Origin of the sequence: Halomonas sp. SpR1 (assembly GCF_031010175.1) — a bacterium.
GTDB lineage: Bacteria > Pseudomonadota > Gammaproteobacteria > Pseudomonadales > Halomonadaceae > Vreelandella.
In genome coordinates this window covers 20,850-32,417 of record NZ_JAUAMB010000037.1, presented here as the reverse complement: position 1 = coordinate 32,417, position 11,568 = coordinate 20,850, and the positions used below count along the sequence as shown (strand labels likewise).

The 11,568-nt window shown below is 56.5% G+C and carries 9 protein-coding genes; 2 read left to right on the top strand and 7 right to left on the bottom strand.

The window, feature by feature from the left end; translation table 11 throughout:
* Positions 1 to 49: 49 nt before the first annotated feature.
* Positions 50 to 1,195, bottom strand: coding sequence for a glutamine-hydrolyzing carbamoyl-phosphate synthase small subunit (carA, locus tag QT231_RS20100; protein WP_308338599.1), 1,146 nt, complete (start codon positions 1,193 to 1,195; stop codon positions 50 to 52).
* Positions 1,196 to 1,612: 417 nt separating this feature from the next.
* On the opposite strand from carA, the gene QT231_RS20095 reads away from it, so the two are divergent.
* Entirely contained in the window at positions 1,613 to 3,019 is a 1,407-nt protein-coding gene (locus tag QT231_RS20095) for a DNA cytosine methyltransferase (RefSeq protein ID WP_308338587.1), read from the top strand.
* An 86-nt stretch (positions 3,020 to 3,105) separates the two neighbouring features.
* Here QT231_RS20095 and dapB read toward each other — a convergent pair whose 3' ends face one another.
* The 6 genes from dapB to grpE form a co-directional block, all read right to left on the bottom strand.
* On the bottom strand, positions 3,106 to 3,912 hold the full coding sequence (dapB, locus tag QT231_RS20090) for a 4-hydroxy-tetrahydrodipicolinate reductase (protein ID WP_308338586.1): 807 nt from the start codon (positions 3,910 to 3,912) through the stop codon (positions 3,106 to 3,108).
* A 150-nt stretch (positions 3,913 to 4,062) separates the two neighbouring features.
* A complete protein-coding gene (locus QT231_RS20085; RefSeq protein ID WP_308338585.1) occupies positions 4,063 to 4,344 on the bottom strand; it encodes a DUF2218 domain-containing protein in 282 nt (93 codons plus the stop codon).
* 146 nt (positions 4,345 to 4,490) lie between these two features.
* Positions 4,491 to 5,390, bottom strand: coding sequence for a DMT family transporter (locus QT231_RS20080; RefSeq protein ID WP_308338584.1), 900 nt, complete (start codon positions 5,388 to 5,390; stop codon positions 4,491 to 4,493).
* Positions 5,391 to 5,478: 88 nt separating this feature from the next.
* Positions 5,479 to 6,624, bottom strand: a complete 1,146-nt coding sequence (dnaJ, locus tag QT231_RS20075) for a molecular chaperone DnaJ (RefSeq protein ID WP_007111846.1) — start codon at positions 6,622 to 6,624, stop codon at positions 5,479 to 5,481.
* Positions 6,625 to 6,882: 258 nt separating this feature from the next.
* Complete coding sequence (gene dnaK / locus QT231_RS20070; protein WP_308338583.1) at positions 6,883 to 8,817, bottom strand: molecular chaperone DnaK; 1,935 nt, start codon at positions 8,815 to 8,817, stop codon at positions 6,883 to 6,885.
* Between the two features lie 172 nt (positions 8,818 to 8,989).
* Positions 8,990 to 9,631, bottom strand: coding sequence for a nucleotide exchange factor GrpE (gene grpE / locus QT231_RS20065; RefSeq protein WP_308338582.1), 642 nt, complete (start codon positions 9,629 to 9,631; stop codon positions 8,990 to 8,992).
* Between the two features lie 225 nt (positions 9,632 to 9,856).
* Between grpE and recN the strand changes: the two genes are divergently transcribed.
* A complete protein-coding gene (gene recN / locus QT231_RS20060; protein ID WP_308338581.1) occupies positions 9,857 to 11,530 on the top strand; it encodes a DNA repair protein RecN in 1,674 nt (557 codons plus the stop codon).
* Positions 11,531 to 11,568 lie beyond the last annotated feature (38 nt).

The window sequence follows — 11,568 nt, the reverse complement described above, 5'->3', positions numbered from 1 at the left end:
CAAAAAATGGTGACGATGAGCGAAAAAGACGGCGATGTGGCAGCCCGCGTTAGCGACGCGCCTGCATCATGGCGACAAAGCGATCAAACAGCGGCGCTACATCACGCGGGCCGGGGCTCGCTTCCGGGTGGCCTTGAAAGCTGAACGCCGGTCGGTCGGTAAGCTCAATCCCCTGCAAGGTGCCATCGAACAGCGACCGGTGGGTTGCGCGCACGTTGGCGGGCAGGGTCGCTTCGTCTGCCGCAAAGCCGTGGTTCTGGCTGGTGATCATCACCGTGCCACTATCCAGATCCTGCACCGGATGATTGGCACCGTGGTGGCCGTGGCTCATCTTGACTGTCTTCGCACCAGCGGCCAGCGCCAGTAGCTGGTGGCCCAGGCAGATACCAAACACTGGAATATCGGTTTCCAGCACGTCCTGGATCGCTTTAATAGCGTAGTCGCAGGGCTCCGGGTCACCAGGGCCGTTGGCCAGGAAAACGCCATCCGGGTTCATCGCCAGCACCTCAGCGGCAGGCGTTTGCGCAGGCACCACCGTCAAGCGGCAGCCGCGCGCGGCCAGCATGCGCAGAATATTGAACTTCACCCCGTAGTCGTACGCCACTACATGGTAGGGGCGCTCGCTTTTAGACGCATCGGCATAGCCTTCACCCAACGTCCACTCACCTTCCGACCACTCGTAGGCTTCTTTACACGACACTTCTTTGGCCAGATCCATCCCTTTCAGGCCTGGGAATGCCTTGGCAGCTTCCAGTGCTCGCGCCACCGCATCATCGCCCTCAGCCTCAGCACCCGCCAAAATCGCCCCGTTCTGAGCGCCCTTATCGCGTAAAATGCGCGTCAGGCGGCGGGTATCGATATCGGCAATGCCCAGCACGTTCTGGCTTTTCAGGTAGTCCGACAGCGACTGCTCAGAGCGGAAGCTGCTGGCCATGAGTGGCAGATCGCGAATCACCAGGCCTGCGGCGGCAATAGAAGCGGACTCAACGTCTTCAGCGTTAATGCCGGTATTGCCGATATGGGGATAGGTGAGAGTGACGATTTGGCGGGTGTAGGAGGGGTCGGTGAGGATTTCTTGATAGCCGGTCATGGCCGTATTGAACACCACCTCACCGCTGGTTAATCCGTCCGCGCCAATGGCGATACCGTGGAACACGCTGCCATCTTCCAGGGCCAATATTGCGGGTTTGCTCAATGTGGGGTTATTCAAAACAAGATCCTCCCATGCTGGTGGGAGCCTGTGGGGCGCAGGCTCAGCAATTTCTTGATTATCCACGACGTAAAACTATCGCCAATAACATCTATCACTAGTAAAACTGGGGTCGTAAAAAAGCGGGACGAAGCCGATAAAAAGAATCGGTTTCATCCCGCTTGTTGTTCGATGCCCTTCTGAGCCGCTCGCTAATCATCAAAACTGCTAACGGGCTCGGGCAGGCTTTGGGCTGGCCAACGCAACAAGCGCGCCGTCTAGGATTTCCAGGCCACCCGGCCAAAATTTTTGAAATGTTACAGGAATTATTGCCCCAAGACTACCCCCTAAAGCGCACGTTGACACAAACTGGCCAGACGCCGACCATAGGTACCTGCCTAAGGTTTCGCAAGGGAAACAAGAGTGAGTACCCATATCAGCATTGAAGATGCCGCGTTAATGCTTGGCGTAAGCCCCCAGCACGCTAGATCCCTGTGCCGAAAACAGGTGCTAAGGGCAGAAAGAATTGGCAGCACCTGGGTGGTCGATGCTGAGAGCGTCCAACAGTATCAGCAAGAAACAGCGCAGCGCAGCGCACAAGACCACCCCGCCTACTTTGATGCCTCCGGCGATACGGATAAGCCAGTCGCTTTGAGCTTTTTTTCCGGCGCCATGGGGTTGGATTTGGGCATTGAAGCTGCGGGGTTTGATATTCGCCTGGCCTGCGAATTCGACAAATACTGCCGCCAAACAATTCTGCTCAATCGCCCCAATACAGCCTTACTCGGCGACATCAATGAATGCTCAGCCGCACAAATTTTAGCAGCGGCGAAGCTTGAAGCAGAGAGTGTTGATCTGATGGTAGGCGGCCCGCCCTGCCAGGCGTTTAGCACCGCGGGCAAACGAAAAGCCTTCAACGATGATCGCGGCAACGCCTTTCTAAAGTTTATCGAGCTGGCTATCGAGATACAGCCACGCTTTCTGGTCATTGAGAATGTGCGCGGACTGCTTTCCTGCCCGATGGATCACCGGCCCCATAGCCAGCGTGGCCCCGGCTTCCCTGATCTCTCGCTAGACGAGATGAAAGGCGGAGCGCTTAATTTCGTGCTCTGCCTACTGCAGAAAGCCGGTTACTCATGCACTTTCAATCTGTATAACTCGGCAAATTTTGGTACCCCACAAACCCGTGAAAGGGTCATCATTATTTGCTCTCGTGATGGGAGCGCAGCACCCTTTTTACAGCCAACCCACTCCGAGCACGGCAGTCATGGGCTCCCTAAGTGGAAAACCTTCAAAGAGGCCGTCGCTGGCCTACAGAGCCACACCCATCTTAATTTTCCAGAAAAGCGCTTGAAGTATTATCGCCAGCTAAAGGCCGGGCAGAATTGGCGCGCCTTACCCCCCGCTTTGCAGCAAGAAGCATTGGGTAAGTCCTATTTTTCCGGCGGTGGAAAAACCGGCTTTTTGAGGCGACTAAGCTGGGATAAGCCCTCGCCTACTCTGGTGACCCATCCCGCTATGCCCGCTACCGACCTGGCACACCCAGAGGAAGATCGCCCCTTATCCATAGAAGAGTACAAAAGAATTCAGGAATTTCCCGATAGCTGGCAATTGGCGGGGCCGTTACTACAGCAATATAAACAGGTGGGCAACGCGGTACCCGCCAGCTTAGGCTATGCGGTCGGCAAGCTGGTAAAAGACCTGCTCGCAAACAGCGCAACGGCGCCGCCTGAGGATTTTAAATTCTCACGCTACCGGGAAACCTCTCATTACGAGTGGCGCCACGCCTTCGAGCGGCAGCAGAAGACACAGCAACCCAGCCTGTTTTAAACAAACCCCGCCGTTTGTTAAGGAGAGAAGGGAGCTTCCCCCTTCTCGCTCGCTAACGACCAATAAGGGTGCTATCAATCGCTCTGCTAGCTCAGCGCTAACACATCCTGCATATCGTAACGACCGCTCTCTTTATCGGCGACCCAGCGCGCCGCACGCACCGCGCCTTTGGCAAAGGTCATCCTGCTGGAGGCTTTATGGGTGATTTCGATGCGCTCGCCTTCGGTGGCAAACATCACCGTGTGCTCACCGACGATATCCCCCGCGCGCACGGTGGCAAAGCCGATCTCTTTATCGCTGCGCGGGCCGCACTGACCAACCCGCTCGAACACGCCGTGTTCTTTCAGGTTACGCCCCAGGCTGTCGGCAATCACTTCGCCCATATTGATCGCGGTGCCGGAAGGCGCATCGACCTTATGGCGATGGTGGGACTCGATCACTTCAATGTCGTAGCCTTCATCGCCCAGCGCTTTGGCAGCGGTTTCAAGCAGCTTTAGGGTCAAATTAACCCCAACGCTCATATTGGGTGCGAACACCATAGCGACCTTTTCGCGGTAGCTATCGAGCTGGGCCAGTTCATCATCGCTCATACCGGTAGTGCCAATCACGATACGTTTACCGTGCTCGGCGCAGAATGCCAGGTTGGCCAAGGTGACCTGTGGTGCGGTGAAGTCGATCAGCACATCAAAGTCATCGACAATCGAGTCCAGAGAGTCTACCGCGGCAACGCCACGCTTCCCCATCCCGGCAAGCTCGCCAATGTCAGCGCCCGCCAAAGAGCTGCCTGGCTCCACGATTCCACCGGCTAGCGTCGCCTTAGCCTCTTGCTCTACAGCATTTACTAACGTCCGGCCCATGCGGCCAGCCACGCCTACAATGGCAATTCGGGTCATGCGAACTCCTGCGCTCTGGGTTTCAGTTGCGTGCGAAAAATAGCGAGATCAAAATTTGTCGCGATTATAGCAGAGGCGCCGGCGCATTCGGCGTTCGACATTCGCGAGCTGAAGCTCCCTCCCACAACGACTAACCTAGCCAAGGGCAACTCAGTTCTCCCATACGATCGCCAGCTCTTCATCGCCTGCCATTCGGATCAGATGGCGCTCGACCACACCTTCAAGCTCATCCAAATGCTCCTCTTCGAGAGTTTCGAGAGCCACCACTAATTTATCGGGCTCCGCGAGCATTAAGCAGGTACCAGTGGCAAAGGTGATGGTGGCTTGCTGATCGCTCTGCTCGACCTCCAGCTTATGCGCCCAGTGTTTGCACAGACGATTGATTAAACGCTCGGCGGAAGGCGTGGCAATTTCAACACGAGATAAAGGCATGATGACTCCTCCATAAAAGCATCAATAAAATACCTACTAGCGTAATGCCCGCAGTGACCAGCACCAAGCAGCGAATGACAATACACTGGAACGGCATGTTTCCGCGCAGCGCTTTGATAGTCGTTGCTCGAAAGGCCAACTCCAGCTTATCGTCGAAATAGCCATTTAATCCGTCGCCCCTCCATCGCCGCAAGCGCTACCCCGGATAACATCAGCGGTAGCGCGAGCAGGAAGCCACTAGAGACCGGTATACCAAACAGCACCCAATCGGCAATCACAGGCCACACCAGCGCCACATACTCAAAGGGAGCCAACCGCGAGACTTCAGCATAGCGAAACGCCAGCGTCATGGCGATGTGCCCCGCCCCGCCAAACAACCCTGAGAGCACCAAAAGGCCAAACTGAGTGTGGCTAAGTGAGGCCCACCCCAGCGGCAGCGTCGCCAGCCCGGCTAGCGCTGCCACCACAATGAAGTAGAAGGCAATGGAGCCGGCGGTTTCGGTGCGCGAGATGCGCCGAACGGTAAGCAGCGCCCCGGCGGTCAATAGCGCCCCCAGCGTACCCAGCACATAACCCAGCAGCCGCCCATCGCCTTCGCTTGCGTTAAGCCCAGGAAGCACCAGCACAGCCATACCCGCAAGAGCCAGCACAACAGCGCCTGCGCGATAAAAGGAGAACTTTTCACCGAGCAGCAGCACGCCACCTATCGCCATAAACACCGGCGCCAGTTGAATCAACAGCGTCGCCTCGGCCACTGGCAAGAACGCCACGGAGGAAAACGAGAAGAACATCGCCGCCGCGCCCAACCCAGAGCGCAATAAATGACCCAGCGGTCGGCGGGTGACCAACGCTTTGGGAAACTCACGGCGGATCATTAAAAAGATAACGATCGGGAACAGCGCAAACAGCGAGCGAAAAAATATCGATTGCCCCACAGGCACTTCGTCACTGACTGCCTTGATGCATACCAGCATGCCGGTGAATAGGGCACCTGATAGCACCCGGAGCAAAATTCCCTTTATGGGTTTATCCTGAAGGTTATCCATTGCGCGCAGCATCCCCTAAACAGCAAAAACCCCCGGCGAACCGAGGGTTTTTGAACCAAACAACTAACTGCTAACCATTATTACAGTTTTACGGCTTCATATCTTCAAAGAAGCTCTTCACGCTGTCGAAGAAACCGGTTTTCTTCGGTGAGTGGTTGTGGCTGTTGCTGTCGTCGAAGCTTTTCTGGAGCTGGCGCAGTAGGTCTCGCTGCTCATCGTTAAGCTTGACAGGGGTTTCCACGACCACTTTGCACAGCAGGTCGCCGGGCATACCACCGCGTACAGGTTTCACGCCTTTACCGCGCAGGCGGAACAGCTTGCCGGTTTGGGTTTCCGGCGGAATCTTCAACTTCACGCGACCGTCAAGCGTGGGCACTTCAAGCTCGCCACCTAGCGCTGCGTCGACGAAATTAATCGGCACATCGCACTGCAGGTGCTTACCGTCACGCTGGAAGATATGGTGCGGCTTGATCGCCACCTGCACGTACAGATCCCCAGGCGGACCACCGTTAACGCCGCTTTCGCCTTCGCCATTCAAGCGGATACGGTCGCCGGTATCCACGCCGGGCGGAATTTTGACGGACAGCGTGCGGGTCTCGCGTACGCGCCCTTCGCCATTACACTTATGGCACGGCACTTTAATGTGCTGGCCAGAGCCATGACAGGTGGGGCAGGTCTGCTGCACGGCAAAGAAGCCTTGCTGCATACGCACTTGACCGTGACCGTGACAGGTCGGGCAGGTCTCTTTCGAGGAGCCTGGTTCGGCGCCACCACCATCGCAGCGGTCACACTCGATATGCCGCGGAACGCGAATATCGACTGTTGTGCCTGCAACGGCGTTCTCCAGATCCAGCTCTAGGTTATAGCGCAGGTCGGAGCCGCGTGCCGGGGCATTGGGCCCACGACGCCGGCCACCGCCTCCGCCAAAAATATCGCCAAATACATCGCCGAAAATGTCGCTGAAATCGCCAGCACCTGCGCCGCCGAAACCACCACCGCCACCTTGGCCATCAACGCCCGCATGGCCGAACTGGTCATAGGCAGCGCGCTTTTCGCCGTCGCTGAGCACTTCATACGCTTCGGACACTTCGCGGAATTTTTCCGCAGAGGTTTTATCGTCCGGGTTTCGATCAGGGTGGAATTTTTGCGCCAGACGGCGATAGGCCTTCTTGATCTCTTTCTGATCGGCCCCTTTTTCGACACCCAGGACTTCGTAATAATCGCGTTTGGACATAGGCCCTACGCCTCCTGGTTAGCTACGCACTCAACTGCACATTTAGCCATGTATTCAACTGTTACTTAAGTACGTGGTACTTAAATACGTGATACTTAACTACGGTAATACTTAACTACGGTAATACTTAACTACGGTAATACTTAACTACGGTAATACTTAACTACGGTGATACTTAACTATGTGCGTTTTAGCCCCGGAAACAGCAACGCGGGAGTAAGCTCCCGCGTCACCGCTTTCCTTGACAGAAAGAGGATGTTACTGCTTTTTCTGATCGTCGTTGACTTCTTCGTACTCGGCGTCAACCACGTCTTCTTCCGGCTTGGTGCCCGCGTTCTCGGCACCTTCACCGCCCTCTTGCTGCGCCGCTTCAGCCTGCTCGGCGTACATTTTCTGGGCAAGCTTGCCAGAGGCTTCGGTCAATGCATCCAGTTTCTTCTGGATGTCGTCCTGGTCGTCTGTTTTAACGGCCTCTTCCAGCTCGCTGATCGCGGTTTCAATCGCCTGCTTTTCGTCGTCAGTGGCTTTATCACCAGCCTCTTCCAACGTTTTGCGCGTGGCGTGAATCATGCCATCAGCCTGGTTACGCAGCTGTACCAACGCTTCGAACTTTTTGTCCTCTTCCGCGTGGGCTTCGGCATCGCGCACCATCTGCTCAACCTCTTCCTCGGACAGGCCGCTAGACGCCTTGATGACGATCGACTGCTCTTTACCAGTGGCCTTATCTTTTGCCGAGACGTGCAGGATACCGTTGGCGTCTAGATCGAAAGCGACTTCGATCTGCGGCACACCGCGCGGTGCAGGCGGAATATCGGCAAGGTCAAAACGACCCAGCGATTTGTTCTGCGACACTTGCTTGCGCTCGCCCTGAACGGCGTGGATGGTCACCGCCGTCTGATTGTCATCCGCCGTAGAGAAGGTTTGGGTCTTCTTGGTCGGGATGGTGGTGTTCTTGTCGATCAGCGGCGTCATCACGCCACCCAGGGTTTCGATACCCAGGGTGAGCGGGGTAACGTCGAGCAACAGCACGTCTTTAACGTCGCCACCGAGTACGCCACCCTGAATCGCGGCACCCACGGCCACGGCTTCGTCCGGGTTAACGTCTTTACGGGCTTCTTTACCAAAGAAGTCAGCCGCTTTCTTCTGCACCATCGGCATACGTGTCTGGCCGCCGACCAGGATCACTTCGTCGATTTCAGACGCGGACAGGCCAGCGTCTTTCAGCGCCATTTTGCACGGCTCGAGCGAGCGCTGAACCAGATCGTCTACCAACGCCTCCAGCTTGGCACGGGTCACCTTAACGTTAAGGTGTTTCGGGCCAGTGTTGTCGGCGGTGATGTACGGCAGGTTCACATCCGTCTGCTGGGCGCTAGAAAGCTCAATTTTGGCTTTCTCGGCAGCTTCTTTGAGGCGCTGCATAGCCAGGTTGTCACCGGAAAGATTAATGCCGCTGTCAGACTTGAACTGGTCGACCAGGTAGTTGATCAGCGCCAGGTCAAAGTCTTCGCCGCCCAGGAAGGTGTCGCCGTTGGTGGCTAACACTTCAAACTGGGTTTCGCCGTCAACGTCAGCAATTTCGATGATCGAAATATCGAAAGTACCGCCACCCAGGTCGTAAACCGCGATGGTTTTGTCGCCACGGGTTTTGTCCATACCGTAGGCCAGAGCAGCAGCGGTCGGCTCGTTGATGATGCGCTTAACGTCCAGACCCGCAATGCGGCCGGCGTCTTTGGTTGCCTGACGCTGGCTGTCGTTGAAGTAGGCCGGTACGGTAATGACCGCTTCGGTGACCGCTTCGCCCAGGTAGTCTTCGGCGGTCTTCTTCATTTTCTTCAGCACTTCCGCGCTTACCTGCGGCGGCGCCATTTTTTTGCCTTTTACTTCAACCCAGGCATCACCATTGTCGGCTTCGGTGATTTTGTACGGCACCATTTTGATGTCTTTTTGGACAACGTCATCTTTAAAACGACGGCCAATCAGACGCTTGATGGCGTACAGAGTGTTTTCTGGGTTAGTCACGGCTTGGCGTTTAGCGGCCTGACCGACCAGCGTTTCGCCATCATCGGTATAAGCGATGATAGAAGGCGTCGTGCGGCCGCCTTCGGCGTTTTCAATTACTTTAGCGCTGTCACCATCAAGCACGGCCACACAAGAGTTAGTGGTGCCCAGGTCAATACCAATTATACGTCCCATAGCAATACCTCGAATTCGGTTGTTACAAAACTGAAAATTTAGTCTTTTAAAACGTGTCTGCGGGTTTCCCCGCGGGGTTGCCCTTTATTTGGGGGCCGCCGCTGACATTTCAAGGGCTTTTTTTCACACTCTTATTTCACGCTCTTGTTTCACACTCTGGGCCGCCGGTGGCTTAATCGGCTTTTTTACTCACTACGACCATGGCCGGGCGCACCAGGCGTCCATTGAGCAAATAGCCTTTCTGCATAACGTCCATCACGGTGTTCGGATCAATGTCCGGGTTTGGCACCATGGTCATGGCTTCGTGCACCTGGGGGTCGAAGGGCTCGCCATGGGGCTCAATGCTTTCAACGCCAAATTTGTTGAGCACATCCAACTGCATTTTCAAGGTCATGGAGACGCCTTCACGGTGAACCTCGGAGGCCCCCTCTTCCATGGTCTCAAGCGCTTTCTCAAGGCTATCCACCACTGGCAACAGCTCTTTAACGAACTTTTCCAAGGCAAACTTGCGCGCTTTCTCGGCTTCCTGCTCAGCACGGCGGCGCACGTTTTGCGCTTCTGCTGCGGCGCGCAGGGCTTGATCCTTGGCGTCAGCCAGGCTTTGCTCTAACTCGCCTACCTGGGCTGCCAGCATTTCCGCTTCAGGGTTGTCGGAACTGCCTTCTAGAGGCTCTTCGTCATTGATCAACCCTTCAAGCTCGCCCTCCATCAAGCGCTCTTCAGCGACCTTCTCTGCCGCTTGCTCGGCGCCATCGGCTTCTTGCTCGTGGCGGGCCAACTCATCATCCATTGGTGTTTGCGGTTCTTTCGCCATGTTGTGCTCCTATAAAGTAGGGCGCAGCCACGCGGGCAGCGCGCAAAAAAGTAAGCCTGTAAATCACTCGCTTTAACTAGCTAGCTTTAACTAACGATGCAGGCTATATGGGGGCCATAAATTCCATCTCAAGAGGTGCATTGAAGTGAGTTATTAACTACTGTATAAATCAACAACTATTGGATAAGTATCCAGCTTCTGTGCTGAACCGCCTCGGGAGGCGCCATGCTTACTCAGCTAGCTATTCAAGATTTCGCCATCGTCGATCACTTAGAGCTCGACTTATCCGGCGGCATGACCGCGATTACCGGGGAAACCGGGGCGGGTAAGTCGATTTTGCTAGGCGCCCTTGGGCTTTGCCTGGGCGAGCGTGCCGACGCGGGTAGCGTGCGCCATGGCCGCGAGCGCACCGACCTCTCCGCGCGGTTCGATATTCAGCACCTGCCCGCCGCCGTCGAGTGGCTGACGGCCCGGGAGCTCCCGGCAGAAGAGTGTTTGCTGCGCCGCGTGGTCACCGCCAACGGCCGCTCCAAAGCGTGGATCAACGGCCAGCCCGCGACCATCTCCGATTTAAAGTCCCTCGGCGAGCAGCTGATTCAGATTCATGGCCAGCATGCTCACCACGCTTTAATGCGCGAAGAGACCCACCTTGCCTTGCTGGACGATTACGCTGGCCTAAACGATGCCACCGCTCGATTAGCCGACACCTTCCGCGAGTGGCGCAATACGCGTCGACAGTTGAAGAAGCTCAGTGAAGAAGGCAGCGAAGTTGAAGCCAAACGGCAGCTGCTGCGCTACCAGGTAGAGGAGCTGGATCAGCTCGCTTTAGCGGAGGGAGAATTAGCCACTTTAGAGGAAGAGCAGCACACCCTGGCTCACGCGGAGGAGACCCTACGCGAAACCCAGTTTGCTGCCGACTGCTGCGCCAGCGACGAGGGCGGCGCGCTGTCTTTACTCAACCAGGCATTCGCTCACTTAAGCGCGCTGCCGGGGAGTGACAAAGGCACCCTGGCCAACACGCTGGCCATGCTGAGCGATGCGCGCATTCAAGTGGAAGAGGCCTCCAGCGAACTCAACCGCCTCGCCAGCACCACCGAACTAGATCCCGAGCGGCTCGCCTGGGTAGAAGAGCGCATGGCCGATGTCCATCGCATTGCTCGCAAGCACCACGTTGCCCCTGAAGAGCTTTGCGCCCTGCATGCTGATTTACAGCGGGAGGTCGCTCAGCTCGAAGAGGGTGGCAATGACCTGGAGGCACTCAGCGCACGGGTAGTCGAGCTACGCGAAGAGTATCGCCAAAAGGCGAAGAAACTCACCGAGAGCCGTCAAAAAGCCGCGCTTCGTTTGGGCAAAGAGGTGCAACAGCAGTTGGGCTTTTTGGCCATGGGCAAGGCGCGCTTTGAAGTGGAAGTCACCGCCAAAGACGCGCCCTCTCCGGAAGGCTTGGATCGCGTGCAATTTTTGATCAGCGCCAACCCAGGCCAGCCTGCGCGACCATTAACCAAGGTTGCCTCCGGCGGTGAATTGTCGCGGATTAGTCTGGCCATTCAAGTCGTCGCGGCGACACACTCAACAGTGCCCAGCCTGGTATTTGACGAAGTGGATGTGGGTATCTCCGGCGCCACCGCAGAGATCGTTGGCCAGCTGCTGCGCAAACTGGGCGAAAACGGCCAGGTAATGACCGTGACCCACCTCCCCCAGGTGGCGGCACAGGCGCACCAGCACCTGCATATCGAGAAACAGGCCAAGCGCGACACAACGCTGACCCAAATGGCGCTCCTCGACGAACAGGGCCGCATCAGCGAACTGGCGCGTATGCTGGGCGGTGTGAAACTTTCAGACCAAACCCTCGCCCACGCGCGGGAGATGCTCCACGCTAGCCAGCGACCGCCCCACTAACAACACAGACACACCCGCTGACTGAATAAACACGAACG

Excerpts from the sequence above, each read along its gene's own strand:
- dapB (WP_308338586.1), bottom strand. The coding sequence starts at position 3,912 with ATGACCCGAATTGCCATTGTAGGCGTGGCTGGCCGCATGGGCCGGACG.
- QT231_RS20085 (WP_308338585.1), bottom strand. The coding sequence starts at position 4,344 with ATGCCTTTATCTCGTGTTGAAATTGCCACGCCTTCCGCCGAGCGTTTA.
- QT231_RS20080 (WP_308338584.1), bottom strand. The coding sequence starts at position 5,390 with ATGGATAACCTTCAGGATAAACCCATAAAGGGAATTTTGCTCCGGGTG.
- dnaJ (WP_007111846.1), bottom strand. The coding sequence starts at position 6,624 with ATGTCCAAACGCGATTATTACGAAGTCCTGGGTGTCGAAAAAGGGGCC.
- dnaK (WP_308338583.1), bottom strand. The coding sequence starts at position 8,817 with ATGGGACGTATAATTGGTATTGACCTGGGCACCACTAACTCTTGTGTG.
- grpE (WP_308338582.1), bottom strand. The coding sequence starts at position 9,631 with ATGGCGAAAGAACCGCAAACACCAATGGATGATGAGTTGGCCCGCCAC.
- recN (WP_308338581.1), top strand. The coding sequence starts at position 9,857 with ATGCTTACTCAGCTAGCTATTCAAGATTTCGCCATCGTCGATCACTTA.